General features: G+C 68.5%; 24 protein-coding genes. 7 read left to right on the forward strand and 17 right to left on the reverse strand.

What is annotated here, in order from left to right; translation table 11 throughout:
* The 6 genes from R8G01_04015 to R8G01_04040 all read right to left on the reverse strand — a co-directional run bounded on the left by R8G01_04015 (position 1) and on the right by R8G01_04040 (position 6,401).
* Complete coding sequence (locus R8G01_04015) at positions 1–1,671, reverse strand: CTP synthase (GenBank protein MDW3213138.1); 1,671 nt, start codon at positions 1,669–1,671, stop codon at positions 1–3.
* Positions 1,672–1,798: 127 nt separating this feature from the next.
* Positions 1,799–3,391 carry a DNA repair protein RecN gene (recN, locus tag R8G01_04020; GenBank protein MDW3213139.1) on the reverse strand — a complete coding sequence of 531 codons (1,593 nt, stop codon included), beginning with the start codon at positions 3,389–3,391 and terminating at the stop codon, positions 1,799–1,801.
* A 31-nt stretch (positions 3,392–3,422) separates the two neighbouring features.
* Positions 3,423–4,286, reverse strand: a complete 864-nt coding sequence (locus R8G01_04025; GenBank protein ID MDW3213140.1) for an NAD(+)/NADH kinase — start codon at positions 4,284–4,286, stop codon at positions 3,423–3,425.
* The gene (locus tag R8G01_04030; protein MDW3213141.1) at positions 4,283–5,032 is read right to left on the reverse strand and encodes a TlyA family RNA methyltransferase; all 750 of its coding nucleotides are present in this window, start codon (positions 5,030–5,032) and stop codon (positions 4,283–4,285) included. The genes R8G01_04025 and R8G01_04030 overlap by 4 nt, the downstream gene beginning before the upstream one ends.
* Before the next feature lie 4 nt (positions 5,033–5,036).
* The gene (locus tag R8G01_04035) at positions 5,037–5,546 is read right to left on the reverse strand and encodes a hypothetical protein (GenBank protein ID MDW3213142.1); all 510 of its coding nucleotides are present in this window, start codon (positions 5,544–5,546) and stop codon (positions 5,037–5,039) included.
* 9 nt (positions 5,547–5,555) lie between these two features.
* Complete coding sequence (locus R8G01_04040) at positions 5,556–6,401, reverse strand: HAD-IIA family hydrolase (protein ID MDW3213143.1); 846 nt, start codon at positions 6,399–6,401, stop codon at positions 5,556–5,558.
* Between the two features lie 44 nt (positions 6,402–6,445).
* On the opposite strand from R8G01_04040, the gene R8G01_04045 reads away from it, so the two are divergent.
* A complete protein-coding gene (locus R8G01_04045) occupies positions 6,446–7,630 on the forward strand; it encodes a DUF1015 domain-containing protein (protein MDW3213144.1) in 1,185 nt (394 codons plus the stop codon).
* A 6-nt stretch (positions 7,631–7,636) separates the two neighbouring features.
* On the opposite strand, the gene R8G01_04050 is transcribed toward R8G01_04045, so the two are convergent.
* On the reverse strand, positions 7,637–7,975 hold the full coding sequence (locus R8G01_04050; protein ID MDW3213145.1) for a hypothetical protein: 339 nt from the start codon (positions 7,973–7,975) through the stop codon (positions 7,637–7,639).
* A 101-nt stretch (positions 7,976–8,076) separates the two neighbouring features.
* Entirely contained in the window at positions 8,077–9,156 is a 1,080-nt protein-coding gene (gene fbaA, locus R8G01_04055; GenBank protein MDW3213146.1) for a class II fructose-bisphosphate aldolase, read from the reverse strand.
* Positions 9,157–9,192: 36 nt separating this feature from the next.
* Between fbaA and R8G01_04060 the strand changes: the two genes are divergently transcribed.
* Both R8G01_04060 and R8G01_04065 read left to right on the forward strand, forming a co-directional pair.
* Positions 9,193–9,702, forward strand: coding sequence for a dCMP deaminase family protein (locus R8G01_04060; protein MDW3213147.1), 510 nt, complete (start codon positions 9,193–9,195; stop codon positions 9,700–9,702).
* On the forward strand, positions 9,699–11,258 hold the full coding sequence (locus R8G01_04065) for a sulfatase (protein ID MDW3213148.1): 1,560 nt from the start codon (positions 9,699–9,701) through the stop codon (positions 11,256–11,258). Before R8G01_04060 ends, R8G01_04065 begins: the two co-directional genes overlap by 4 nt.
* A gap of 32 nt (positions 11,259–11,290) precedes the next feature.
* Here the strand turns inward: R8G01_04065 and R8G01_04070 are convergent, their stop codons facing one another.
* Genes R8G01_04070 through R8G01_04080 form a run of 3 tightly spaced genes read right to left on the reverse strand, consistent with a single transcriptional unit; the run spans position 11,291 to position 13,377 of the window.
* Positions 11,291–11,803, reverse strand: coding sequence for a DUF2510 domain-containing protein (locus tag R8G01_04070; protein MDW3213149.1), 513 nt, complete (start codon positions 11,801–11,803; stop codon positions 11,291–11,293).
* Positions 11,803–12,846, reverse strand: coding sequence for an SPFH domain-containing protein (locus R8G01_04075; protein MDW3213150.1), 1,044 nt, complete (start codon positions 12,844–12,846; stop codon positions 11,803–11,805). Before R8G01_04075 ends, R8G01_04070 begins: the two co-directional genes overlap by 1 nt.
* A 3-nt stretch (positions 12,847–12,849) precedes the next feature.
* Positions 12,850–13,377, reverse strand: a complete 528-nt coding sequence (locus R8G01_04080; protein MDW3213151.1) for an NfeD family protein — start codon at positions 13,375–13,377, stop codon at positions 12,850–12,852.
* 123 nt (positions 13,378–13,500) lie between these two features.
* Here R8G01_04080 and R8G01_04085 point away from each other — a divergent pair, with 123 nt between their 5' ends.
* A complete protein-coding gene (locus R8G01_04085) occupies positions 13,501–14,625 on the forward strand; it encodes a hypothetical protein (GenBank protein MDW3213152.1) in 1,125 nt (374 codons plus the stop codon).
* Positions 14,626–14,644: 19 nt separating this feature from the next.
* Here R8G01_04085 and R8G01_04090 read toward each other — a convergent pair whose 3' ends face one another.
* Positions 14,645–16,885: an MMPL family transporter gene (locus R8G01_04090; protein MDW3213153.1), complete on the reverse strand. Its 2,241-nt coding sequence runs from the start codon at positions 16,883–16,885 to the stop codon at positions 14,645–14,647.
* Positions 16,886–17,033: 148 nt separating this feature from the next.
* Here R8G01_04090 and R8G01_04095 point away from each other — a divergent pair, with 148 nt between their 5' ends.
* The 3 genes from R8G01_04095 to R8G01_04105 are packed head-to-tail and all read left to right on the forward strand — an operon-like array spanning position 17,034 to position 19,865.
* Complete coding sequence (locus R8G01_04095; protein MDW3213154.1) at positions 17,034–18,203, forward strand: histidine kinase; 1,170 nt, start codon at positions 17,034–17,036, stop codon at positions 18,201–18,203.
* Entirely contained in the window at positions 18,200–18,850 is a 651-nt protein-coding gene (locus R8G01_04100; protein MDW3213155.1) for a response regulator transcription factor, read from the forward strand. Before R8G01_04095 ends, R8G01_04100 begins: the two co-directional genes overlap by 4 nt.
* 4 nt (positions 18,851–18,854) lie before the next feature.
* A complete protein-coding gene (locus tag R8G01_04105; protein MDW3213156.1) occupies positions 18,855–19,865 on the forward strand; it encodes a DUF2891 family protein in 1,011 nt (336 codons plus the stop codon).
* Here R8G01_04105 and R8G01_04110 read toward each other — a convergent pair.
* The 5 genes from R8G01_04110 to hisS all read right to left on the reverse strand — a co-directional run bounded on the left by R8G01_04110 (position 19,837) and on the right by hisS (position 26,553).
* Positions 19,837–21,237, reverse strand: a complete 1,401-nt coding sequence (locus R8G01_04110) for an ATP-binding protein (protein ID MDW3213157.1) — start codon at positions 21,235–21,237, stop codon at positions 19,837–19,839. The genes R8G01_04105 and R8G01_04110 overlap by 29 nt on opposite strands.
* A complete protein-coding gene (locus R8G01_04115) occupies positions 21,234–22,877 on the reverse strand; it encodes an FAD-dependent oxidoreductase (GenBank protein MDW3213158.1) in 1,644 nt (547 codons plus the stop codon). The genes R8G01_04110 and R8G01_04115 overlap by 4 nt, the downstream gene beginning before the upstream one ends.
* A 156-nt stretch (positions 22,878–23,033) precedes the next feature.
* Positions 23,034–23,543: a GNAT family N-acetyltransferase gene (locus R8G01_04120; protein ID MDW3213159.1), complete on the reverse strand. Its 510-nt coding sequence runs from the start codon at positions 23,541–23,543 to the stop codon at positions 23,034–23,036.
* Positions 23,544–23,551: 8 nt separating this feature from the next.
* Positions 23,552–25,294, reverse strand: coding sequence for an aspartate--tRNA ligase (gene aspS / locus R8G01_04125; GenBank protein MDW3213160.1), 1,743 nt, complete (start codon positions 25,292–25,294; stop codon positions 23,552–23,554).
* Entirely contained in the window at positions 25,291–26,553 is a 1,263-nt protein-coding gene (gene hisS, locus R8G01_04130; GenBank protein ID MDW3213161.1) for a histidine--tRNA ligase, read from the reverse strand. The genes aspS and hisS overlap by 4 nt, the downstream gene beginning before the upstream one ends.
* Between the last annotated feature and the right edge of the window lie 53 nt (positions 26,554–26,606).

Genomic DNA, 26,606 nt, shown 5'->3' on the forward strand with positions numbered 1-26,606 from the left:
TCAGACGGACGTGTCGATGCTGCCCGGGGCCTCGGCGGCCTCGTTCAGCATGCGGCGGAGCCCCGGAGGTGTGGCGTCGCGTCGAGCCAGCGCCGCGGCGATCAGCTCACGGAACAGCGGATGGGCTCGATCGGGTCGGCTCTTGAACTCGGGGTGCGCCTGGGTCGCGACCCAGAAGGGGTGGTCCGGCAGTTCGATGAACTCGACCAGGCGCTTGTCGGGCGAGGTGCCGCTGCACCGGAACCCGGAGGCTTCGAACTGCGAGCGGTACTTGGGGTTGAACTCGTAGCGGTGCCGGTGGCGCTCGCTGATCACGGGCTCGCCGTACGCCTCGGCGACCTTGCTGCCCGGTTCGAGTACGGCGTAGTACGCCCCGAGCCGCATCGTGCCGCCCATGTCGGTCACGTCGCGCTGGTCGTGCATCAGGTCGATCACCGGGTAGCGGGTGGACGGGTCCATCTCGCTCGAGTTGGCACCGACCAGCCCCAACACGTTGCGGGCGTATTCGGACGTCATCGCGTGCAGGCCGAGACACAGGCCGAGGCAGGGCACCGACTCTTCGCGGGCGAACTGGGCGGCGGCCATCTTGCCCTCGAACCCACGCGAACCGAAGCCCCCGGGGATCACGATGCCGTCGAGATGGCTGAGACGGTCGGAGGCGAGGAGCCCTTCGACATCCTCGGCCTGGATCCAGTCGATCTCGACCTTGGCGCCGTGGTGGAAACCGGCATGTTTGAGCGCCTCGACCACCGACAGGTAGGCATCGGGCAGCTCGACGTACTTGCCGATCAACCCGATCTTGACGGGCAGGGTCGATGCCTCGACCCGGTCGACGAGCTGCTGCCAGTAGGTGAGGTCGAGGTCGTGGCCCTCCATCCGGAGCACCTCGAGGGCGACCGTGTCGAGCCCCTCGTCGTGCAGGATCAGCGGCAGTTCGTAGATGTTGCGGGCGTCGGCCGCGTTGATGACCGCGTTCTCGTTCACGTCGCACAGGTTCGAGATCTTGCGCTTCAGATCTTCGGGCACCGGTGCCTCGCTGCGGCACACGATGAGGTCCGGCTGGATGCCACGGCTGCGCAGTTCGGTGACGGAGTGCTGCGTCGGCTTGGTCTTCTGCTCGCTCGACGGCCCGATGAACGGCACGAGCGTGACGTGGATGTAGCACACGTTGTCGCGGCCTGCGTCTTTGCGGTACTGACGAATCGCCTCGAGGAAGGGCAGGATCTCGATGTCGCCGACGGTGCCGCCGACCTCGGTGATCACGACGTCGACGTCGTCGGTCGCGACCTGGTGGATCCGGCGCTTGATCTCGTCGGTGATGTGCGGGATGACCTGCACCGTCTTGCCGAGGTAGTCACCACGTCGCTCGGCGGCGAGCACCGCCTGATAGATCGACCCGGTCGTGGCGTTGGAACCGCGCAGCAGGTTCTCGTCGATGAACCGTTCGTAGTGACCGAGATCGAGGTCGGTCTCGCCGCCGTCGTCGGTGACGAACACCTCGCCGTGCTCGTACGGGTTCATCGTGCCCGGATCGACGTTGATGTAGGGGTCGAGCTTCTGCAGGGTAACCCGGAGGCCTCGCAGCTTCAGGAGGCGACCCAACGAGCTCGCGGTCAAGCCCTTCCCGAGGGAGCTGGCAACGCCTCCGGTCACGAAAATGTGCTTCGGCATGTGGTTGACCTCCGTCAGAAAGCGCCCGGTGTGTGGCTGGATCGGGCGTGAGCACGACGGGAGATCACCATATCCCGCTCGCCGGACGCAACGCGCGGATGACCGGGCATCTCGAACTGATTTTTCGTCATCCGAGCAGATCTCGCGCGTGTTCGATGGCGGCGCTCGTCTCCGAGCCGGCGAGCATGCGCGCGATCTCGGCGACACGATCGTCGCCCTCGACGTCGTCGATGGTGGTGAAGGTCCGGTCGTCGTGCACCGTTTTGGCGACGACGAGCTGTCGGGTCGCACGAGCCGCGACCTGCGGGAGGTGCGTGACGATCAGCACCTGGTGATGCTCGCCGAGGTCGGCGAGCGCGTCGCCGACCGCTGCGGCCGCCGACCCGCCGATGCCGGCGTCGACCTCGTCGAACACGAGCGTCGACGCTCCCCCGCCGTGGCCGGCGCCGGCGAGCACGAGACGCAGGGCGAGCATCGCCCGAGCCAACTCGCCACCCGACGCGACCCGGTTGAGCGGGAGCAACGGCGAGCCCGGGTTGGCCGAGAGCAGGAACCGCACCTCGTCACCGGGACCGTCGTCGTCGCCACCCACTTCGACGGCGATCGCGGCATTCGGCATGGCGAGGTCACGCAGGCGGACCTCGATCTCGGCCGCCAAGCGGGGCGCGACCGCTCGCCTGGCGGCACCGACCGCAGCCGCAGCGGCACGCTCGTCGGCGACCGCGGCGACACGCTGCTCGTCGAGTTCGGCCGCTCGCCGGTCGTAGTCCTGCAGCTCACGGAGTCGATCGTCGGCCTCGGCGTGGAACGCCATGACCTCTGCCAGGTCGCTGCCGTACTTGCGACGCAGGTCGACCAGCAACTGTCGTCGCTCGCGGAGCTCGCCGAGGCGCTCCGGCTGCTCCTCGATCGACTCGGTCAACCCTCGGAGGTCGGCCACGACGTCGTCGAGCTCGGCGACCAGGCTGCGGAGGCGTTGGACGAGATCGGCGAACGGTGCTCGGTCGGCGAGTGCACCCAACGCCGCGGCGACCGGGTCGCCCGCCTCGTCGTCGCGGAGGACGCCGAGCGCCGCTGCACCCGCCTCTCGGTGGGCGACGGCATCGGCGAGCAGCGCCTCTTCGTCGGCCAGGCGTTGGTCTTCGTCGGCGTCGACGATGGCGGCGGCGTCGAGTTCGCCGACCTGGAACCGGAGCAGGTCGATCTCGCGTGCTCGCGCGCGTTCGTCGCCGCCGAGGGTCGCCAGCTCGGCGTCGAGTTCGGTGAGCCGGGCGCGGGCGTCGCGCAACGGTCGGAGGTCGATCTGACCGAACTCGTCGAGTGCGGCTCGCTGCGTCGGTGCCGACAGCAGGCTCTGGTGGGCGTGCTGTCCGTGCAGATCGACGAGGTCCCGGGTGATCTCGGCGAGTGACGTCACGGTGGCCGGGCGACCGTTGACGTACGCACGCGACCGCCCCTCGGCCAACACGACACGGCTGAGCACGACCTCGTCGGGCCCGTCGGGGGTCGTGATCTCGAACCGGCCGTCGATCCGGGCCTCGGTCGCTCCCGCCCTGACGACGGTGGCATCGGCGCGCCCGCCCACGAGCAGCCCGATCGCCTCGACCAGCATCGTCTTGCCGGCCCCGGTCTCGCCGGACAGTGCCGTGACGCCACGGTCGAGGACGAGCGCGGCGCGCTCGATGACCCCGAGGTTCTCGATGTGCAGCTCGGTCAGCATCGTCGGCAACTGAAGCAGCAGGGTGTGACGGTCATCGGTCGGCGAGCCCGAACTTGGCCTTGAGGACCTGGTGGTAATGGTGCGCGCCGAACCGGAGGAATCGAGCGGTCCTCGTCGAGGGCGTACACACCACCGTCGCACCGGTCGACAGATTGCAGACGGGCCGACCGTCGACCGCCACCGACGCCTCGCGCTCCCCGAGGACCTCGATCTCGGCCACCTCGGTCGGGTCGAGGACGAGGCTCCGGTCGAACAGCATGTGCGGCGCGACCGGCGTCACGAGCAACGCACGGTGCTTCGGCGACACGACCGGGCCGCGAGCCGACAGGGAGTACGCCGTCGAACCGGTCGGCGTCGACACGATCAGTCCGTCGGCCGCGTAGGAGGTGAACGGCTCACCGTCGATCCGCACGAGGAGATGCACCGTGTGGCCCGAGATCTGCTTCTCGACGACGGCCTCGTTGAGGGCGCGCCAGCGGCCACGCTCGGTTCCGTCGGCGTCGGTGACCACCACCGAGAGCATCATGCGCTCGTCGAGGTGCCACTGGCCGTTCTCGGAGCCCGACTCGAATCGTACGAGCGCGTCGGTGATCGAATCGGCCTCGACCTCGGTGAGGTAGCCGAGTCGGCCGAGGTTGACCCCCAGCAGGGGCACCGGCGCTCCGTCGAGCAGCCGAACGGCGCGGAGCATCGTGCCGTCGCCGCCGAGACACACCACGAGGTCGGCGTCGCCGGGCGATCGGTCGGCCCCGAGGTGTTCGAGTCGCGACGTCTCCGCGTCGCGGGGCAGCATCCAGGCCTCGTGACCGCGCCCCCGCAACCAGCTCGCGGTCGACTCGGCGAGCGCTCGGGCGTCTTCGCGCTGGTGGTGCGCCATGATCAGCACGGCGGTCATCGTGAAGACCCCGGGGACACGGCGTGGATCAGGAACTCGTGGTTGCCGTCGGCCCCGGTGATCGGGGATTCGGTCCAGCCGATCACGGCGCAGCCGCTCGACTCGAACGCGTCGGTGACCTCGCCACGGACCCGTTCCCAGACCTCGGGGTCGCTGATCACCCCGCGGCCTTTGCTCACCTCGGAGCGTCCGGCCTCGAACTGCGGTTTGACCAAGAGCACCATGTCGGCACCAGGCTGGCACACCGACACCAGTGGCGCGATGACCAGGCGCAGCGAGATGAACGAGAGATCGCCGACGACGAGGTCGACGAACCCGCCGATCGTGTCGATGTCGATGTGGCGAACGTTGGTGCGCTCGAGGTTGGTGACCCGTTCGTCGGCACGAAGGCGCTCGTGCAGCTGTCCGTGGCCGACATCGACCGCGACGACGTGATCGGCGCCTCGCTGGAGCAGACAGTCCGTGAATCCGCCCGTCGAGGCGCCGGCATCGAGTGCGCGACGACCGGCGACATCGATCGCGAACGCATCGAGCGCGTGGTCGAGTTTGAGCGCACCACGTCCGACGAATCGAGGGGGCGGACCGACGACGACCAGCTGATCGCCCGGTGCCACCTGACGCGCCGGCTTGTCGGCGATCGCGCCGTTGACGGTGATGCGGTTCGCCTCGATCAGCTGCTGGGCCTCGGTGCGGCTCGAGACGAGGACGCGCCGGACCAGCTCGGCGTCGAGGCGGCGGCGGCTCAACGGGTCAGCGCTTGCGGGTGGTGCTGACCTTGCGCACCCCTGAAGAACCGACGGCCTTCTTGGCGGGAGCCTTCCTCTTGGCCGGGGCCTTCTTGGCGGTCGCCTTCTTGTTGGCCGGGGCCTTCTTGGCGGTCGCCTTGCGCTTGGCCGGGGCCCTCTTGGCCGTCGTCTTCTTGGCCGTCGTCTTCTTGGCCGGGGCCTGCTTCGCCGGTGTGCCGGACGACGCCGCCGACTTCACCTGGTTGGCGAGCGACTCGATCCGCTCCTCGAGTTCGTCGAACCGTGCCTTGGCCGCCGCGATCTGCTTCGAGACCTCGTCCTCGACCATCGCGTTGAGCTTGTCGGAGGTCTCCTTGCCGCGGGCCACCAACTGCTGGACCGTCTTCTCGGCGTCTTTCCGACGGACTTCGCCGGACTTGACCAGCGACTTCACGATCGATTCCGCCTGCTGCTTGGAGATCTCGGTGAACTGCACACCGGCATCGAGGAACTTCTGGACGGGTGACTTGGCCATGGAATCAGCCTACTCCTCAGTGCAGTCGGACGGTTCTCGGGATCCGAGCAGCGCGTCGGCCACCGCGGCCAGGTCGTCCTCGTCGATGTCGGCCACGCCACCGGACTCGGCACCGATCGGGGTCACGCCCGACCGGACAAGCGCGAACGGGCAGCCGAGCACGTCGGCGAAGGCACCGTCGGTCGACCAGCGGTCGCCGACCATCAGCGCGGTGTCGGCACCGAAGTCCGGACCGCACATCGTCCGGACGAGAGCGCCCATCGGGGCGTGGGGTTTGCCGGCGATCGTCGGCGGGACGCCTGCCGCCGCCGCCACCGCCGCGACGATCGCACCGGCCCCGGGCGTCAACCCGTCGGGGGTCGGAAACGTCGAGTCGTCGTTGGTGGCGACGAAGCGGGCACCGGAGCGGACGGCGGCGCTGGCCGCATCGAGCATGGCGTAGTCGACCTCGCGGGTCAGCCCGACGATGACGGCATCGGGTCGCGGCGACGTGCGGGCGACCGGTTCGACCACGGTCGCGCCCCGGGCGATGACCGCCTCACGGACCCCCGGTCCTCCGCAGACCATGACTCGTTCGCCGGGACGAACCAGCGACGCCGCCGCCTGGGCACTCGTGACCACGTCGCCGGCAGCCGGAATGCCGATCGAGACCAGCGCCCGCTCCTGTTCGGCGACGACCGAGACCGAGTTGTTCGTCACGAACAACACGCGGCGTCCCGAGTCGCGGAGTCGGGCGATCGCCTCCGGCGCTCCGTCGATCGCCTGTCGAGCCAACCACACGACCCCGTCGAGGTCGCACAGCACGAACGCGATCCGGTCGAACACGTCTCGGTCGGTGGTGGCGGTCTCGCTCATGGCGAACGTTTGTACCAGGTCGGCGCGTCTGGCACGCTGTGCGCGTGCCCCGCTTCGAACCGTTTCCCGCCCTGCGTTACGCCTCCGACTCGCTCGACGAGGTCACCGCACCGCCGTACGACGTGCTGTCCGACGCCCAGGTCGACGAACTCGCCGCACGTCACCCGAACAACATCGTCCACGTCGACGTCCCACGCGAACGCGACGGCGATCAGCGATACGAACAGGCCGGCGACCTCCTGCGTACGTGGATCTCCGAGGGCGTCATGCGCCGCGACGACGTGCCGTCGTTCACGCTGTACCGGATGGCGTTCACCGACGCCGCAGGGCGCGAGCGGGAGATCGTGGGCGTGCTCGGTGCGCTCGAGGTCGTCGATGAAGGTGCCGGCAGGGTCCTGCCGCACGAACGCGTGACCCCCAAGGCCTCGACCGACCGACTCGACCTGACGCGGGCGACCGTCGCCAACATGTCGCCGATCTGGGGTCTGTCACTCGCCGGCGACCTCACCAGCCTCTTGACCGAGCCGGGCGAGCCGGTCGGCTCGTTGACCGTCGACGGCGTCACCCATACCGTCGAGCGGGTCACCGACCCGGGACGGGTCTCGGCGATCAGCACGATGGTCTGGTCGGACGACGTCCTGATCGCCGACGGTCACCACCGCTACGGGGTCGCCCGTCGCTACCGCGACGAGGTGCGCGACGGATCGCCGGACGACGGCCCGGCCGAGCTGACGTTGGCGTTCGTCAGCGAACTCGTCGCCGACCAGCTGAGCGTCGAGGCGATCCACCGCGTGTACCGCGACATCTCGTTCGACGACCTCGTCGCCGCACTCGAGGTCGGGTTCGAGATCACACCGGCCGGCGCCGTCGGCCCCGGCACCCTGGCCGAGATGGACGAACGCGGCGCGCTGTGTCTCGTCGCCCCCGACGGCGAGGGCCACTGGCTGACGCCGCGTCCCGCCGCGTTCGACGGCTTGCGAGCGCTCGACGGCGTCTGGCTCGAACACCTGATGGACGGCACGACCGCCTCGGTCACGTATCAGCACGGTGTCCACGAACTGCACACCCTGATGACGACCGACGAGACCGTGACCGCTGCGGTGCTGATCCGCCCCGTCAGCGTGGAGGAGATCGAGCGCACCGCTCGCGAGGGTCTGCTGATGCCGCCGAAGTCGACGTTCTTCACCCCGAAGCTGTTGACCGGCCTCGTGGTCCGCCCGCTCGACTGATCGCCGCTACGCAGCGTCGAGCGCGGCGCGCACGCTCGCGATCGTCCGCTCGACCGTGCGGCGGCGCGTGGTCTTGATCACGTCGGCCGCCACGACCTCGGTACGGCTCTGGGTGACACCACCGGCGCGGAAGAAGCGGCGCCGGACGTGGCCGGCGACCACGACCGTGTCGCCGGCGACCACCGTGACCCCGTCGCCGGCCACCGACACGGGCACCGACACCGTCCGACCATCGACCTCGGTCGACAGTTCGATCTGCGTCACGCTGTCGCCCGACGCCAGCACACGGACCAGCGGATCGTTCGTGAGGGTGCCGCGCAGCAGCACCACGTTGTTCGTCTCCATGACAGACTCCTCAGGACTCGTCGCACACGAGGGAAGTCGGTGACTCGGAGACTACGGCAGGGGTGTCACAACCCGGCTGCCGACGTGGTCAGGTGACGTGGTCAGGCAAGCGTCCCGACGTTGTTGAGTTCGTGGAACGCCTGCTCGAGGCGGGCCACGAACGCCGTCTCACCCGCACGGAGCCAGACGCGTGGGTCGTACTGCTTCTTGTTCGGCTTGTCGTCGCCCTCGGGGTTGCCGATCTGTCCCTGCAGGTACCCGTGCTTGTCGGCCTCGTAGGCACGCACGCCGTCCCAGAACGCCCACTGGAGGTCGGTGTCGATGTTCATCTTGACCACCCCATAGCTGATCGCCTCGGCGATCTCGGCCGCGCTCGAACCCGACCCACCGTGGAAGACGAAGTCGACCGGTCGCTCGGCGGTGTCGTACTCGGCCTGGATGTGCTCCTGGGAGTCACGCAGGATCGACGGGGTGAGCTTCACGTTGCCCGGCTTGTAGACGCCGTGCACGTTGCCGAACGCCGCGGCGACGGTGAACTTGTCGCTGACCTTCATCAACTCCTCGTACACGTACGCCACCTCTTCGGGCTTGGTGTACAGATCGGCGGCATCGGCGTCGGAGTTGTCGACGCCGTCCTCCTCGCCGCCGGTGATGCCGAGTTCCATCTCGAGCGTCATGTCGATCGCCGACATCCGTTCGAGATACCGCTTGCAGGTCTCGACGTTCTCCTCGAGGGGCTCCTCCGACAGGTCGAGCATGTGGGAGCTGAACAGGGGTTTGCCGGTCTCGGCGAAATGGCGCTCACCCTCGTCGAGGAGGCCGTCGACCCAGGGCAGCAGCTTCTTGGCGCAATGGTCGGTGTGCAGGATCACGCGGGCGCCGTAGTGCTCGGCCAACCGGTTCACGTGGTCGGCGCCGGCGAGCGAACCGAGCACCGAGGCTCGATGTGACTCGACGCCGATCCCCTTGCCGGCCACGAACGCGCCGCCGCTGTTGGAGAACTGGATGATCACCGGGGAGTTGAGCTTGGCAGCGGTCTCCATGACCGCGTTCATCGAGTTCGACCCGATGCAGTTCGCCGCGGGCAGCGCGAAACCCTTGGCCTTGGCGAGTGCGAATACTTCTTGGACCTCCGCGCCGGTGATCACGCCGGCCGCGAAGTCGTTGCGAGGTTCGGTCATGAGCCGATCGTAGTCGTCTCGCTACGGTGACACCCGATGGCCGACGACTCCCCACCGACGAGTTCGATCCCCGAGCGCGACGACTACTACCTCGCGCTCGCCTTCACCGCGGCGACCCGGGCCAACTGCCGCGGCCGCAAGGTCGGCGCGATCCTCGTGAAGGGTGACCGGGTGATCGCCACCGGCTACAACGGCACGCCGGAGGGTCTGCCGAACTGTCTCGACGGCGGCTGCCTGCGGTGCGCCGACCGAGATGCTTTCGTGTCCGGCACCGACTATGACTTGTGCATCTGCGTCCACGCCGAGGCCAACGCACTCCTCACCGCGGGTCGGTTCGGCGCATCGACCGACGCCACCACCGTCTACACCACCGATCAGCCGTGTTTCTCGTGCAGCAAGGAACTCATCCAGGCCGGCGTGGAGAAGGTGTTCTACGCGAGGTCGTGGCGGCCCGACGGTCGGGTCGCCGACGACTACCGCCGCCTGCAGGAGCGGTTGAACGCCGAGCACATTCCCACCGAGTACGAGATCGTCGAGTTCTCGTGACGGGGCCCGGCGCTCCCGACCCGTCGGCCGAGCGGCCCGACAAGGTCGTCGTCGTGCTCCTCGACAGTCTCAACCGGCACCTCCTGGGTGCCTACGGCAGCGATGAGTTCTCGACGCCGAACCTCGACCGCTTCGCAGCGTCGTCGACCGTGTTCGACCGGCACCACGTCGGGTCACTGCCGTGCATGCCGGCACGCCACGACCTGCTCGTCGGAGCGCTCGACTTCCTGTGGCGACCGTGGGGCTCGATCGAAGTGTGGGAGGAGGCGATCACGAGCGAACTCCGTCGGCGAGGCGTCACGACCATGCTCGTGTCCGACCACCCGCACCTGTTCGAGACCGGCGGCGAGAACTACCACTGTGACTTCACGGCCTGGGACTACGTGCGCGGCCACGAGAACGACCCGTGGCGCACCCGCGCCGACCCGACCTGGGTCGGGACACCGGCGCTCCCGGCGGTACCGGCGCACACCGCCCATCGGTACGACGAGAGCCGGACCTGGTTCCGTGACGAAGCCGACTTCCCCGGGCCGCGCACGATGACCGCCGCCGCCGAATGGCTGCGACGCGACGCACCCCACCACGACTCGTTCCTGCTGCTGATCGACGAGTTCGACCCGCACGAACCGTTCGACACCCCCGAGCCGTGGGCATCGATGTACGACGACGGCTGGCAGGGCGACCGACTGATCTGGCCCCCGTACGCCGTCGACGCGATCGCCAAGGGTGTCGTGACAGCACGCGACGCTGCCCACATCCGCGCCAACTACGGCGCCAAGCTCTCGATGATCGACCACTGGTTCGGCACGGTCCTCGACCGGATCGACGCACTCGACGACGATGTCGCGGTCATCGTGTGTACCGACCACGGCCACTACCTGGGCGAGCACGACACCTTCGGCAAGCCCGGGTCGCCGATCTGGAGGGAGATGGGCAACATCCCCCTCATGATCCGCTGGCCGGGTGCCAGACCGGGTCGATCGTCGGCGCTGACCACCACCGTCGACCTCCACGCCACCCTGTGCGACGTGTTCGGGATCGAGCCGGAACACACCACGCACGGACGGTCGCTCGTGCCACTCCTCGACGGTTCGGCCACCTCGGTGCGCGACCACGTGCTCGCCGGGTACTGGAGCCGCCACGTCTACTTGATCGACGACGAGCACACCTACGGCCGCTCCCCTGTCGGTGACGGCTTCCCGCTCGAGATGTGGTCGAACCGATGGAGTTCGATGCCGATCGGCCACGCGGTTCCCGAGTACCGGTTCCCGAAGCCGGATCAGCGAGCGACGCTCGGCACCATGCCCGGCACGACGGCCCCCGTCATCCGGCAACCGTTCTCGCCCGGCGATCTGCTGCCGTTCTGGGCGTACGGCGCACCGATCGACGACCATCACCTCTACGACGCCGACGACACCGACGAGCGCGAGAATCTCGCCGGCTCGACGGTGGCCGACGATGCCGCCGAACGGTTGCGTGACGCGCTCGGCGCCGTCGAGGCGCCTCCGCACCAGCTCGCCCGCCTCGGACTCTGCTCGGCGCCGCCGTCGAGCTAGGGCGAGGTCGGGCCAGGTACGGCGACGGACGGCTAGGTACGGAACGGGCCGAGCACGAGGCCCGTGTCGTCGGTGAGGTTGTCGATCCGGTCGCCGATCCAGTCGAACAGGCTCGCCTGGGCGAAGATCTGGAACGCCAGCCAACCGAGCAGCAACACCACGGCGAGGACCGACGCGATGCGGAACCAGCGGGTGATCTTCGACGTGTACTCGGTGATCAGCGGGACGAACCCCTGCGCGGTGGACCTCGCCTGGGCGCCGAACATCTCGGCGGCGCGTTCGGCTTCGGAGCGCGCCGCCATCCGCACCTGACTGATGATCGCTTCGGAGTCCTGCCGGTTGAGCGACCCGACGTTGACGTGTCCGCCCACGTCGTCGAACTGGTTGCGAGCCGCGTCGGCGGCCCGAGCCTGGATCTCGACGACGCCGGCGGTCGGCGGCGCACGCCAACGATCGCTCCAATCGGCTCCCTCCCAGTAGCGCAACCGGGAGCCACCCTCGGGGTCGGGATACCACCCCGCCTTCGGCGCATCGGCGAGTCGCATCAGGAGCCTCCACCCACCGACACGTTGCCCGTCGCCGGCAGGTCGACCCGCTCGGTCTCGTCAGGGATCGGGAGACCGCCCTTCGGACGCACCTGATCGGTGTCGTCGTCGGGACGGACCGCCTCGGTCAGCGCCGCGACCGTGCCCATCAGCGCACTGAACTCGGCGGGGATGACGAGCTTCGTCGCACGACCGTCACCGATCTTCTCGAGCGCCTGCAGGTACTCGACGGTCAGCACGTTCTTGTCGGCCTGGGCCTCCTTGATACCGGTCAGGCGAGCCTTGGCAGCGAGGCCCTCGCCTTCGCCGGTCACCGTGAGGCGCAGCTTGTCGGCCTTCGCCCGCAGCTCGATCGCCTGGGCATCGCCCTCGGCGTCGAGGATCGCCGACTGCTTGCGACCCTCGGCGGCGAGCACGGCGGACTGCTTCTCGCCGTCGGCACGCGCGATCGCGGCCTCCTGGTAGCCGCGCGCCTCGGTGACGGTTGCGCGGCGGTCGCGCTCGGCTCGCATCTGGGCGTGCATCGCGGACACGACTTCCGGCGGTGGGTCGATGCGCTGGATCTCGACGCGGACGACGCGGACACCCCACTTGTCGGTCGCGTCGTCGAGCACCTCGCGCAGCTGGGTGTTGATCTGGTCGCGCGACGTGAGCGCCTTGTCGAGCTCGAGGTCGCCGATCACGTTGCGGAGGTTCGTCTGCGCCAGTTTGGTGATCGCCGTGAAGAAGTCGGCGACGTTGTAGACCAGCCGCTGCGGATCGGTCGCCTCGTAGTAGACGACGGCGTCGACGCTCACGACGACGTTGTCCGCGGTGATGACCTCCTGCGGGGGCACGTCGACGACCTGCTCACGCATGTCGATCAGCTGCATGGTCTCGATGAACGGCACGATCAGGGTGAGACCGGGGTCCTTCGTGGTCTTGTACTTGCCGAGTCGTTCGACGAGTCCGCGCTGGTACGGCCGCACGATCTTCACGGCGGCGACCAGTGCGGCCAGGCCGATGATCGCGATGACCACGATCAGGATGACTGCGATGTCCATGGTTTACTCCTCTCCGCCAGGGGCGGGTTGGGACGGTCGGTGTTCGGGTGCGAGCGGCTCGACGACCACTCGGGTTCCCTTCATGGCGAGCACTCGCACGCGAGCCCCGTCGGCGATGCGGTAGGCACCGTTGGTGATCGCACCCCACACCTCGCCGTCGACGGTGACCCGTCCGGCGCGGGTGGTGTCGTCGGGTTCGATCGGTGTCGTCACGATCGCGGTCAACCCGACGAGCCGGTCGGCGCCGACCCCGGGATCCATCGTGTGCTCCTTCATGAACCGCTGGGCCCACCGATACATGATTGCGAAGAAGACGGCGCCGCCGAACACGAAGACCGCCCACTGCACCTCGATCGACACGTCGTAGAACGCCAGGATCGCGGTGAGGAACGCCGACGCGGCCCAGGGCAGGATGATGAACGATCCACCGACGACGATCAGTTCGACGAGCGCGAAGACCACTGCCGTGCCCAGCCAGACCCAGGGCCACAGGTCGAGGTCGATCCCGAGATCGAGAGCATCACTCAACATGACCTCACCTTAGGTCGGCAGCGTGACGATGCGACGACAGGGCCGTGACAGGAGTCACAGGCGCCGGACCGGCGTGTCACCCAATTGCGTGGCGGGCCCGGTCGGAGGTGCGACGATGGCCGAGTGACCACCGACCGATGGAGCGACCTCCTCGCGCTGTTGGCAGGTGGCGTCGGGTTGTTCGTGCTCCTGCGAACCTGGCCGAGGCCACCGCGCCGGACGCAGACCGCTCGACTCCGCCATCCCTCGGCACCGGCCCCGGTCGCCGTCTCGCTCGACAGTACGGGCGACGCGGCCCATTGGCGGGTCGCCACCCCGCCCGGTTCGCTGCCGACCACGGTCGACATCGTCGCCTGGCAGCCCGTCGACGATCCCGACGCATGGCGGACGGAACCGATCGTCGACCCCGTCGAGCTGGCGCCCGGCGCATCGGCACTGCTCCCGCTCGTCGTCGACAACCCACGCGCCAGCCACCTCGTGGTCGTCGCCTGGACGGTGAAGCATCCCGACGGCGACGTGTTGGGCTCCCGCACCATCACCGTCGGCCCCTCACACGATGCGACACCGGTCCCGATCTCCACGCCGGGTCGGGGTGCCGGATGGGCGTCGGTCATCGCATCAGGACTCGTCGCCGGGCTGCTCGTGATCCTCGTGCTCGTCGCCGCCTGGCGTGTGGTGGACGACCCCGGAGTTCACGACGACGCCTCCACGCCCACCTCGACCACCACGACCACCACGACCACCACGATCGTGTCGACCGTGTCGATCCCCGAGACCACGGCGCGATCGGTCGACGCCACCGCCCCGCCGACCGTCGGCACGACCGCCACCACCACCACCACCACGACCACCGCCGCCACCACGACAGACACCACGACCGACACCACCGACACGTCCACGCCTGCGACGACCGTCACCACCACACCGGTCACCACCACACCGGTCACCACCACACCGGTCACCACCACGGTGGCGGCGCCCGACGGCCGCTCGATCGACATCCGAGGTCGGGTCGAGGAGTGCCGGTTCGGTGCACAGTGCCTGATCGCCAGCTTCTCCGCCGACGGCTTCCCCAGCGAAGGCGAGTACGTGTGTGAGTTCGACGACGGCAGCCGATTCACCTTCCGCTACGCGGGCGGTGGCGGCCTCGACGCGTGCGCCACGTCGGGTGCCTCACCGTCGATCACGATCGAGATCGACGGCGTGCGATCGGCCACGATCACCCGTGAGGCGCCCGACGGGCCCTGAGCCCCGGCCGTCGAGCGGCTCAGCCGACGCCGACGACCTCACGGTCGGCCGGCTCCGCCGCCGCGCCGACCACGTCGGGCGTGCGCTCCGGGAGGCCGGCGCCGCCGTCGATGTCGATGCGGGGCATCCACCGGTCGAGCCGGCGCGGCAGCCACCAGTTGGCGTCGCCCATCAGCTTCATCGTCGCCGGCACCAGGACGACCCGGACGATCGTGGCGTCGACGAGGATCGCCGTGGCGAGCCCCACGCCCATCATCTTCACGATCGGGTCGTCGCCCAGCACGAAGGCCGAGAAGACCGAGATCATGATCAGCGCCGCCGACGTGATCACCCGAGCCGTGCTCGCGAGGCCGCCGATCACCGCCTCGTCGTTGTCGCCCGACACGAGATACTCCTCACGCACCCGCGACAGCAGGAACACCTCGTAGTCCATCGACAGGCCGAAGAGGATCGCGAACATGAACATCGGGATGAACGACACGACCGGCACCGTCGTCTCCAGGCCGATCAGGTCCTTGCCCCAACCCCACTGGAACACCATGACGAGCACGCCGTACGCCGCACCGATGCTCAGGAGGTTCAGGATCGCCGCCTTCAGCGGTACGAGGATCGAGCGGAACACGAACATGAGGAGGACGAACGAGAGCAGGACGACGGCGGCGATGAACCACGGCAACCGCTCGGTGACGCGCTGCGACACGTCGCCGAAGCCGGCCGTCTGTCCGCCGATGTGGGCCGACACATCCGTCCCGTCGAGCGCCGCGGGGAACACATCGGCCCGCAGCCGCTCGACCGTCTCGTAGGTCGCGTCGTCCTGCGGCGTGGTCGAGGGAAAGGCGACGATGCTGGCGACGCCGGCCGCCGCGTCGAGCTCCGGCGGAGCGACGGCGGCCACGCCGGGGTCGGCGAGCACCGCCTCGCTCAGCCCGTCGAGCACCAGCGGGTCGCCGTCGGCGAGGTCGACCGCGATCACGAACGGCCCGTTGATCCCGGGGCCGAAGCCCTCGGCAGCCAGGTCGTAGGCGCGGCGCTCGGTCCGCGACTGCGGCTGGGTGCCCTCGTCGGGGAAGCCGAGCTGCAGTGCGAGGATGGGCGCGGTGAGCGCCAGGAGCGCGACGGTGACACCGACGGCGTACAGCCAGGCGTGCCGGGACACGTGGCGTCCCCACCGGCGCCAGCCGGCGCTCACGCCGGCGCCCGCGTGATGTCCACGGCGATGGATGCCCAACCGGTTGATCCACTCGCCGCTGAGACCCAGGAATGCCGGGAGCAGCGTGATCGACGCGACGACCATCACGAGCACGATCACCGAGGTGGCGATCCCGGCGGCCGTCAGGAACGGGAGCCCGGCGACGGCGAGCCCGAGGATCGCGATGACCACCGTGCCACCGGCGAAGATCACGGCCTGACCGGCGGTCGCGACGGCACGACCGGCCGCCTCCTCGACCGACCACCCATCGGCGAGGAACTCACGATGACGGGTGACCAGGAACAGCGCGTAGTCGATCCCGACGCCGAGTCCGATCATGCTGCCCATCTGGGGCGCCCACGTCGGGATCATCACGATGTGACTGATCAGTGGCATCAGCGACACACCGAGCGCCAGCCCGAACACGGCGATCCCGATCGGCAGACCCATCGCGATCACCGACCCGAAGGCGAGCAGCAGGATCACCACGGCAGCGGCGAGTCCGATCAACTCGGCGCCGCCGCCGCCCGCCTCCTCGAAGTTGAAGAACAGTTCGCCACCGGCCTCGACCTGCAACCCGGTGCCGTCACGGGCCTCGGCGACCGCATCCTTCAGCTCCTCGAGATCGGCGACGCCGACCTGCTCGATGACCGGGTACTGGACGGCGAGCAGAGCGATCCTCCCGTCCGCCGAGATGGTCGTGTCGACGGCGAGCACATTCGGCAGTCCGAGGAGATCGGCCCGAACCGCGGCGAGGTCGGCGTCGGCGACCGGGTCGTCGAAGGTGCCGACGCCCGCCGGTGTGGCCACCACCCGTGCGGTCACACCCGCACGGTCGGAGTCGGCGGACGACAGCAGCTCGACCGCGATCTGCGAGTCGACGCCGGGTGCGCTGAAGCTGTCCTCCATGTCCCTGCCGAACGCGAACGAGGAGGCCACCACGACGGTGGCGAGCAGTGCCCACAGACCGATCACGGTCCAGGGCCGACGGGCCGACGAACGGCCAAGGCGATAGAGCAACGACGTCACGAGCATCCTCCACGAATCGACGATCCAGACGGACCGGATCACCGCCGGTGCGGGTCACACCCCCAGGTTGAACTGCCCCACCGTCCGGCGCATCGGCCGAACAGGCGCGCTCGAGGTGGCCGTCCGGTCGGGACGCGGTCGTTCTTTCGGCTGATCCGCCGCGACGGCCCGGCTCCGTACGATGTCCATCGTGATTCCCGCGAGTGTCCGCAGCTTCCTGGCCGAACCGGCCGTCGCGGACCCGCCACGGAGGAACCGACGGGACTGGGTGCTCGTGACCGCGATCTCGGTCGGGGCCGTCCTCGAGGCATTCCTCCGGACGGACGACGGCTGGACCGACTTCCCCGTCGGCTGGCGATTGGCCTCGCTCGTGATGTTCTTCGTCGCCGTCCCCCCTGCGATCCTCGTTCGTCGGACGAGGCCGCTGCTGGCGACGCTCTGGGGATTCACCCCGACGATCGCGTTCGGGGTCGTCGCGGCGCTCTGGGTCGGGGCCTTCGGTGGACTGAACCTGGTCGCAGTCATCCTGATCGTCCCGTACGCCCTGTTCAGGTGGGGGTCGGGCCGCGACGCCGCGCTCGGGGCACTCGTCATGATCGGCGCCGGGATCTTCGGCAACCTGAGCGACCCGGGCGGCATCGGCGACTGGATCGGCGGCTTCATCGTGCTCGGCATCCCCGTCGAGGCCGGCCTGCTCGTCCGCTACCGCAACAATGTCCGGGCGCGCATGATCGAGGACGCCAAGTCGCGCGAGCGTGAGCAGCTCGCCCGAGAACTGCACGACACGGTCGCCCACCACGTGTCGGCGATCGCGGTCCAGGCCCAGGCCGGACAGGCCATGGCAGCGAACGACCCACAGCGAGCGGTCGAGATCCTGGCGGTCATCGAACAGGCGGCGACCACGACCCTGAACGAGATGCGGACGATGGTCGGGTCGCTGCGGTCGGGTACCGACGGCGACCTCGCACCCCAGCAGGGCGTCGTCGATCTCCCTCGACTCGCCGCCGGTGCCGCCGGCGCACTCCGCATCGATGTCGAGATCGCCGACGAGCTCGGCCACCTCACACCGACCGTCGACAGCGCGGTGTACCGCATCGCCCAGGAGTCGATCACCAACGCTGTGCGGCACGCACGCCGAGCACAGCGCGTCGATGTCCGTGTCGAACCGGTCGGTGACCTCGTGCGGGTGACCGTGACCGATGACGGCGAGGGTTCTGACCAACCGGGCGGACAGGGATACGGTCTGCTCGGCATGGCCGAGCGCACACATCTCCTCGGCGGGCAGTTCGTCGCCGGTCCCGTCACCCCACGCGGGTGGCGGGTCCGGGCCGATCTCCCGCGGCTCGAGGTCGCTTCATGACGATCCGGGTCCTGATCGCCGACGATCAAGACCTCGTCCGCACCGGCCTCGGCATGATCCTCGATGCGCAACCGGGGATCGAGGTCGCCGGACAGGTCGCCAACGGACGCGACGCCGTCGAGCAGGCCAGGCGCCTGCGACCCGACGTGTGCCTGTTCGACATCCGGATGCCCGAGCTCAACGGGATCGAAGCCACCCGCATCCTCGCCGGCCCCGACGTCGCCGACCCGATGCCGGTCGTCGTCATCACGACGTTCGATCTCGACGAGTACGTGCACGACGCGCTCAAGGCCGGCGCTCGGGGCTTCCTGCTCAAGGACGCCGGCCCGGAACTCCTGGTGCAGGCGATCCATGCCGCGGCGAACGGCGATGCACTGATCGCCCCCAGCGTCACCGCCCGCTTGCTGGCCGCCTTCGCGTCGGGAGCCGCATCGACCCCCGCGCAACCGCTCGAGCCGCTCACCGAGCGCGAGGAGGAAGTGCTGCTCACCGTCGCACGCGGCCGCACCAACGCGGAGATCGCCGAGGAGTTGTACATCAGCCTCAGCACGGTCAAGACCCACCTGGCGAGCCTCATGAACAAGCTCTCCGCCAGGAACCGTGTCGAGATCGCGATGTGGGCATACGAGACCGGTCGGGTCAACTAGCCCCGTGGCGCCCGACGACCTGCCGCTGATCCGTCAACTCGCGACGCGGACCCTCGACCTCATCGAGCGTGAGTATCCCAACAGCATCCGTCTGACGCTCGACGGCCCGCCGGTCACACCGGTCACGCCACGCTCGCTGTACCCGGCGTTCCACGGCTGCTACGACTGGCACTCGGCCGTCCATTCACACTGGCAGGTCGTGCGGGCGCTCCACGCCATACCGTCGCCCGACGTCGGGTTCGACACCGCCGTGCGTTCCACGCTGGGTCGCACGCTGACGGTCGGCAACATCCGAACCGAGATGGAATGGATCCACGAGCGGCCGGGCTTCGAGATGCCGTACGGCATGGCCTGGTTGCTCCGCCTGTGTCGTGAGCTGCGCGACTGGGGCGACCCGCAGGGACTCGCTTGGCTCGATGCGCTCGCACCGCTCGAGGCGCACGCGATCGACCGTTTCGAGCGGTACTGCACCGGCATGCTGCGCCCGGTCCGGGGCGGGATGCACAACCAGTCGGCGTTCTCCCTCGGGCTCGTCTGGGACAGCGTCGAGGAGCCCACCGTTCGATCGCTGATCGCCGAGACCGCTCGCCGGTGGTTCGGCGACGACACCGACATCGACGTGCGGTTCGAGCCGTCGGCCGCCGACTTCCTGTCACCGTCGCTGAGCGAAGCCGACCTGATGCGGCGGGTGCTCTCGACCGACCGGTTCGTGCGATGGCTCGAGCGCTTCGCGCCGGGTGGTTTCGCGGGACTGCGGCCGGTCGCCGTGGTCGACCCGTCCGATGGGCAACTCGCCCACTGGGCCGGCCTCAACCTGAGCCGGAGTTGGATGATGTCGTCGATCGCCGGAGCGCTCCCCGTCGATCATCGCCTCGGTGTCGAACTCCGGGCCGGTGCCGCTGCACACGCGAGCGCCGGGTTGCCGATGGCCGATCACGACCACTACATGATCTCGCACTGGGTGCCGACGTTCGCCGTGTACCTGCTCACCGGCGCAGCGGGAGCCTCACGCTGACGGAAGTCCTGCCCGGCACCGAGTCGACGTCGATTTCACCGCCGTGCCGATCGACGATGATCCGCCGCGAGATGTCGAGACCGAGTCCGGTTCCCTTGCCAACGTCTTTCGTCGTGAAGAACGGCTCGAACACTCTGGCGAGGACGTCGGTCGGCATTCCACAACCATCGTCGTCCATTCGTACGACGACGACGTCGCCCTCACGAGCGGTCGAGATGCGGAGGGTGCCGCCCGAGCCCATCGCGTCGGCAGCATTTTCGATCAGATTGGTCCAGACCTGGTTGAGTTCCGCAGCGAACACCTCCACGGTGGGGAGGTCCGGGTCGTAGCTGCGCTCGATGGTGACACCGTGGAGTTTCGGGCCCAGCATGACCAACGTGCTCTCGATGCCCGAGGTGATGTCGATCATCTGGACCTCGGCGCGGTCGAGCTGTGAGTAGGTCTTCACATCCTCGACCAGGTGGGAAATCCGCGAGATGGCGTCGCGCAACTCGTCCATGAGCGCTGCAGCGCCGAACGTGCTCGAGATCCAGCGCAGAGCAGCGTCGAGTGCAGGCGTTCCGACCGTCGATTCGACCTGTTCCAGCCACTCCTCGTCGGCGCCCGCCGATGCGAGGACCGGCGCCATCCGCCAGGCCAGCGGAATCGATCGTACGTCCATCCACGACCCGAGCGTTTCCTCACGATCGGCGACGGCGAGCGCTGTCGCCGCAGACGTTGCCGTCTCCGTTCGCCCGAGCGCCAGCCGCAGTCGATCGAGTTCGAGAAACTGTCCGGCGATGATGCCGTGCTCGGCCAACGCCACGAGCGACGACAACATGTGCTCTCCCGTGCCGCTCAGCGCCTCGACCGAGCGGAGTGACGCAGCGGCAGGATTGTTGATCTCGTGTGCCAGTCCGGCAGCGAGGGTGCCGAGCGCGACGAGTGACTCCCGTTCGCGCGCCAACGCATCGATGCCACGGATCGTTTGGTAGACGCCGGTGATCATGTGTTTCGCGAACGGCGCCCAGCGACCGACGAGCTCACTGAGCTGATCGGAGGGCACCACCAGACATCGACCCGCTGCGGTTGCGCGAGCACTCGCTCGGTACGCGGAATGCCCGTCGACCTCACCCCACGCCGTGAGCCCGCCGGCCCATTGGCCCGGCGTCGACATCTCCGCGACGACGACCGGCCGTCCGCCGAGGAAGCGGCTCAATTCGATCGTTCCCTCCACCAGGATCCAGATCTGGTCGGCGGTGCGCCCCTCGTCGAACAACTGGTCGTCGGCAACGAATCCACGCTCCGTACCGGCAGAGATCAGTTCCGTGCGCTGCTCCTCGGTCAGATCGCTCGTCAGGAACGCGTTGCGGAGGATCTCGGCGGACGTCACACGGTCTCCAGGTACAGGTGGACGTTGCTGATCGAACTCGATCCTTCGCCGACGGCAGACGCCACACGCTTCATCGACGACCGACGCACATCGCCCGCGGCGAAGATGCCTGGGCTGCTGGTCTCGAGCAGGAACGGCGCTCGCTCGAGCGGCCAGGTGTGCTCGTCACCGCCGAGCACACCAACATCGGGACCCGTGAGGATGAAGCCGCGTTCATCGCGGGCAACGAAGTCACCGAGCCAGTCGGTCCGAGGCAGCGCGCCGATGAAGGCATACAACCAGTTCGTCTCCACCTTCTCCTCCTGGCCGGTGCGGCGATCGACGAGCTGCAACCACTCGAGGTGATCCAACCCGCCACCGCTGAGGATCTCCGACTGCAGGCGGACGTCGATGTTGCTGGCGGCTTCGACACGCTCCACCAGGTAACGCGACATACCGGTCGAGATCGACTCACCGCGCACGACGAGGACGACCCGGCGCGCGTATTCAGCGAGATGCAGCGCCGCCTGTCCCGCCGAATTCGCGGCGCCGACGATGTACACGTCCTGGCCCATCGTGGCCCTGGCATCTGCTGCGGCGGCGCCGTAGTACACCCCGCGACCGGTGAGCACGTCCAACCCGTCGGCTGGAAGCTTCCGGTAGGAAACGCCCGTCGCGAGCACGACCGCGCGAGCCTCGACCTCACGCCCGTCGTCGAACCGCACGGCGTGGACAGTTCCGCGTCGCTCCAGCGATTCGACGCTACGCGTCAGGACCATCTCGGCTCCCAACCGGCGCGCCTGGGTGATCGCCCGATGCGACAGGTCGGCACCACTCAGTCCTTTCGGGAAGCCCAGGTAGTTCTCGATGCGGGCGCTTTGGGCCGCCTGACCACCAGGAGCGTCGCGCTCGATCACGGCGGTACGGAGACCTTCCGACGCCGCGTAGACCGCCGCTGCCAGGCCCGCCGGGCCCGCCCCGACGACCACGACGTCATACAAGTCGGAAGTGGTGTGGGTTCCCAACCCGAGGGCGTCGGCGAGCACCGTCAGCTCGGCGCCGTGCTGCACGGTGCCATCAGGAAGCACGACCAGCGGGAGAGCATCGCCACCGGTGCCGAACAGATCGAGGAGACGATCGGCCTCGGCGTCGCGCCCGATTTCGAGCCATTGGTAGTGAAGGTGGTTCCTTGCCAGGAACATCCGGGTGTCGTAGCTCCGCGACGACCAACGGTTGCCGACCACCCGGACCCCGTCGAACCGCCGGTGGTTGCCGCGCTCCCAGTCGTCGAGCAGGTCGTCGACGACCGGGTAGAGGCGGTCTTCCGGCGGCGACCACGGCTTCATCAAGTAATGGTCGATGCCGATCTCGTTGATCGCCTTGATCGCGACGTCGGTGTCCGCGTAAGCAGTGAGCAAGATCAGCTTGGCGTCACCGGCGACAGCGAGGGATCGTTCGAGCATGTCGATACCGGTCATCTCGGGCATCCGGTGGTCGGCCACGATCATCGCGACCGGCACATCGCGCCGAGCCAGCTCATCGAGGGACGCGAGCGCCTCGCTGCCCGACGAGGTCCGGACGATCCGGTAGCGGTCGGCGTAGCGACTCCGAAGGTCGCGTGTGATCGCCTGTGACACCGCGAGGTCGTCGTCCACCGTCATGATGATTGGTCTGACCATCGCTCCCTCTCGCGCGTGCCCGTGCCCCGATCGGTTCGAAGGTATCACCCGATCGGGCGAGGGGTTCCGGCAGCGGGCGAGCGGCAATCGACCATGGGGTTGGCGTCGACGAGGTCACCTCACTCTGGTGGAGCGGGCTCAGAGACTGCGGTACATGATGCAGAGGTCGGTCTCACCCTCGGCCGAGTGGCGAAACGCTGCCGGGATCGTGCCGACGACCGCGAAGCCGAGTGATCGCCACAACGCCAGTGCACGCTCGTTGGTGGCCACGACGGCGTTGAACTGCATCGCCCGGAACCCGAGTTCGCGAGCCTCCTGGATCACGCCGAGCGCGAACACCCGGCCGATGCCCTGTCCGGCTCGCTCCGGATCGACCATCCAGCCGGCGTTCGCCACGTGGTCGCCGAGTCCGGGCAGATTCGGCTTGAGCAGAGCCGTGCCGACCACGGCGCCGTCCGCCTCGGCGACGAACGTGACCGTCCGTCCCTCGTCGAGGTGGAGCCACACGGTACGCGCGGCGTCCTCGTCGATGTCGGCCGGGTACGCATACGTGTCGCCACCGGCGACGACGGCGCGGAAGATCGCCCAGATCGCAGGCCAGTCGTCGGCGACCGCCCGGCGAACCGTGAGTTGCGAACCGGGCGCCACGCCGCTGGTCAGTCGACGCGCGGGATCAGGCGCAGACCGAGTTCGGCCATCGCCTTGGGGTCACCGGGGATCGGACTGTTGGTCATCGGATCGGCACCGCTCTGCGTCTTCGGGAAGGCGATGACCTCGCGGATGTTCTCCTCGCCGGCGAGGATCGCGACGAGGCGGTCGAGACCGAATGCGAACCCGCCGTGCGGGGGTGCGCCGTACTCGAACGGGTTGAGGAAGAAGCCGAACTTCTTGTCGGCTTCCTCCGCCGAGATGCCGAGCGCGGTGAAGACCTTGCGCTGCAGTTCGGGCTCGTGGATTCGGATGCTGCCAGAGCCGAGTTCCCACCCGTTCAGCACCAGGTCGTAGGCGATCGAGCGCACCGACATCGGATCGGTGTCGAACTTGTCGATGTCGTCGGGGTGCGGCATCGTGAACGGGTGATGGCCCGACTTGGGCCGGCCCGTCTCCTTGTCGCGACCGACGAACAGCGGGAACTCGACGACCCACACGTACTTGTACGGCCCCTGGTGCACCGGGGGCCGTCCCAGATCGTTGCGCAGGGTGCCGAGCACCTCGCAGGTCGTCATCCACTCGTCGGCGACGATCAGGATCAGGTCGCCGGTCTCGGCAGCCATCGTCGCCTCGATCGCGACGACTTCGTCGTCGGACAGGAACTTCGCGACCGGCGAGTCGAATCCCTCGTCGGTGACCTTGAGCCAGACGAGACCCTTGGCCCCGAGCGACTTGGCCCGGTCGGTCAGCTTGTCGAGCTGGTTGCGCCCGTAGTCGCCGGCCGCGCCGTCGACCTTGATGCCCTTGATCGACTCGGCCGACGCGAACGCCTTGAACTCGGTGGCGGCGAAGATGTCGGTCAGCTCGGTGAGTTCCATGCCGAACCGGAGGTCGGGTTTGTCGATGCCGAAGCGCTCCATCGCCTCACGCCAGGTGATCCGCTCGATCGGGTCGGGCCGCTCCCCCGTGACCGCCTCGGCGGCGTCGAGCACCGCCACGCTGACGGCGTCGAGGACGTCGTCCTGATCGACGAAGCTCATCTCCATGTCGAGCTGCATGAACTCGTACTGACGGTCGGCGCGGAGGTCCTCGTCGCGCAGGCAACGAGCGATCTGGTAGTAGCGGTCGACGCCGCCCACCATCAGCAACTGCTTGAACAGCTGCGGTGACTGCGGCAGGGCGTAGAACGACCCCGGCTCCTTGCGGGCCGGCACCAGGAACTCACGCGCACCCTCGGGCGTCGACGGCACGAGCATCGGTGTCTCGACCTCGACGAAGTCCTGCCCGACCATCGCGTTGCGGACGGCGGCGTTGACCGCCGACCGGACGCGCAGATTCCTCTGCATGCGCTCGCGTCGCAGATCGATGTAGCGGTGCTGCAACCGGATGTTCTCGTCGACCTCGTCGGCACGGGCGTCGACCGGGAACGGTGGCGGGGTCGCCTTGCGGAGGATGGTGACCTCGCACTCACCGACCTCGATCTCACCGGTCGGCAGGTTGGGGTTGATCGTGCCATCGGGCCGCGCCCGCACGACGCCCTTGACCTGGATGACGTACTCGGAGCGCACGTCGACGTCGTCGTTGATCACGCACTGGGTGATGCCGGTGTGATCGCGGAGGTCGACGAAGGCGAGTTTGTCGCCGTGTTCACGCCGACGCCCGACCCAGCCCGTGAGGGCAACGGTCTGGCCGATGTGCTCGGAGCGGAGTTCGCCGCACTGGTGGGTGCGCATGCTGGTCGATGTCATTGGATTGCTTCCTGGATGCGTTGCTGGAGATCGGTGACGAGTTCGTCGCGTGCGACCGCGACCTGATCGGCCTGGGACCGGAGCGGACGGACGACCACGGTGCCGGCCTCGAGTTCGTCGGTGCCGACGATGACCGCGTAGGCGGCACCGCTTCGGTCTGCGGCCTTCATCTGCGCCTTCATGCTGCGCTGCTCGTAGGCACGGTCGGCCGGGATGCCCGCCGAGCGCAGCTCGGTCGTGATCGCGAGCGCGTGTTCGCCACCGGTCGTGTCGATCACGAACGCGGCGACCGCCGGATCGGGAGCCGGGAACACGCCCTCGTCGTCGCAGGCGATCAACGCCCGCTCGACGCCGAGCGCGAAGCCGATGCCGGCGGTGGCCGGACCGCCGAGCGCTTCGACCAGACCGTCGTAGCGGCCGCCCCCGCCCAGCGCGTTCTGCGCTGATTCGAGCGTGCCGCCCACGAACTCGAACGTGGTGTGGCGGTAGTAGTCGAGGCCGCGCACGAGCTTCATGTCGACCGTGTACGGGATGCCGAGGACGTCGAGTCCGGCTTGCACCGCCTCGAAGTGGGTGCGAGCGCCATCCGACCAGAACTCGGCGATCGTCGGCGCGTCGGCGATGATCGCCGCGTCCTGCGGGCGCTTCGAGTCGAGGACACGGAGCGGGTTCTTGGCCAGCGTGGTGCGGCTCTGGTCGGACAACCCGTCGGCGGCTTCGAAGTAGGCGCGGAGCGCCTCGATGTAACGAGCACGGTCGTCGGGCTCACCGAGCGAGTTGACGACGAGCTGCACCTGCTGCAACCCGAGCCGTCGGTAGAACTCCCAGCCGAGCGCGATCACCTCGACGTCGAGGTGCGGGTCGTCGACACCGAGCACCTCGATACCGACCTGGTCGAACTGGCGGTACCGGCCCCGTTGCGGCTTCTCGTAGCGGAAGTTCGGGCCGGAATACCAGGCTTTCCACGGGGTCACGGGACGGTGCTCGACGAACGCCCGGCAGACGCTGGCGGTCTGCTCGGGACGCAGGGCCACGTGGCGGTCGCCCTTGTCGACGAAGTCGTACATCTCCTTGGTGACGACGTCGGTCGCCTCGCCGATCCGGGTGAACACGCCGAGGTCTTCCATGATCGGCGGAATGATCTGCTGGTACCCCGCCGACTCGACGACATCGGCGAACACGGCGGTCACACGACGCCAACGAGCGGACTCGGGCGCGAGAACGTCGCGCATCCCGGGACTCGTCTGGAACGTGGGCACGGCTGACGAGGCTATCGCTACGACTGCGGTACGGCGTGGTGTCTTTGACCGGT

This window comes from Ilumatobacteraceae bacterium (assembly GCA_033344875.1).
Taxonomy (GTDB): Bacteria; Actinomycetota; Acidimicrobiia; order Acidimicrobiales; family Ilumatobacteraceae; genus Ilumatobacter.

Coding starts and splice junctions, on each gene's coding strand:
- R8G01_04080 (MDW3213151.1), bottom strand. CDS start 13,377: ATGTTGAGTGATGCTCTCGATCTCGGGATCGACCTCGACCTGTGGCCC.
- fbaA (MDW3213146.1), bottom strand. CDS start 9,156: ATGACCGAACCTCGCAACGACTTCGCGGCCGGCGTGATCACCGGCGCG.
- R8G01_04115 (MDW3213158.1), bottom strand. CDS start 22,877: ATGACGGTGGACGACGACCTCGCGGTGTCACAGGCGATCACACGCGAC.
- R8G01_04050 (MDW3213145.1), bottom strand. CDS start 7,975: ATGGAGACGAACAACGTGGTGCTGCTGCGCGGCACCCTCACGAACGAT.
- recN (MDW3213139.1), bottom strand. CDS start 3,391: ATGCTGACCGAGCTGCACATCGAGAACCTCGGGGTCATCGAGCGCGCC.
- R8G01_04075 (MDW3213150.1), bottom strand. CDS start 12,846: ATGGACATCGCAGTCATCCTGATCGTGGTCATCGCGATCATCGGCCTG.
- R8G01_04060 (MDW3213147.1), top strand. CDS start 9,193: ATGGCCGACGACTCCCCACCGACGAGTTCGATCCCCGAGCGCGACGAC.
- R8G01_04070 (MDW3213149.1), bottom strand. CDS start 11,803: ATGCGACTCGCCGATGCGCCGAAGGCGGGGTGGTATCCCGACCCCGAG.
- R8G01_04015 (MDW3213138.1), bottom strand. CDS start 1,671: ATGCCGAAGCACATTTTCGTGACCGGAGGCGTTGCCAGCTCCCTCGGG.
- R8G01_04100 (MDW3213155.1), top strand. CDS start 18,200: ATGACGATCCGGGTCCTGATCGCCGACGATCAAGACCTCGTCCGCACC.
- aspS (MDW3213160.1), bottom strand. CDS start 25,294: ATGACATCGACCAGCATGCGCACCCACCAGTGCGGCGAACTCCGCTCC.
- R8G01_04025 (MDW3213140.1), bottom strand. CDS start 4,286: ATGACCGCCGTGCTGATCATGGCGCACCACCAGCGCGAAGACGCCCGA.
- R8G01_04035 (MDW3213142.1), bottom strand. CDS start 5,546: ATGGCCAAGTCACCCGTCCAGAAGTTCCTCGATGCCGGTGTGCAGTTC.
- R8G01_04040 (MDW3213143.1), bottom strand. CDS start 6,401: ATGAGCGAGACCGCCACCACCGACCGAGACGTGTTCGACCGGATCGCG.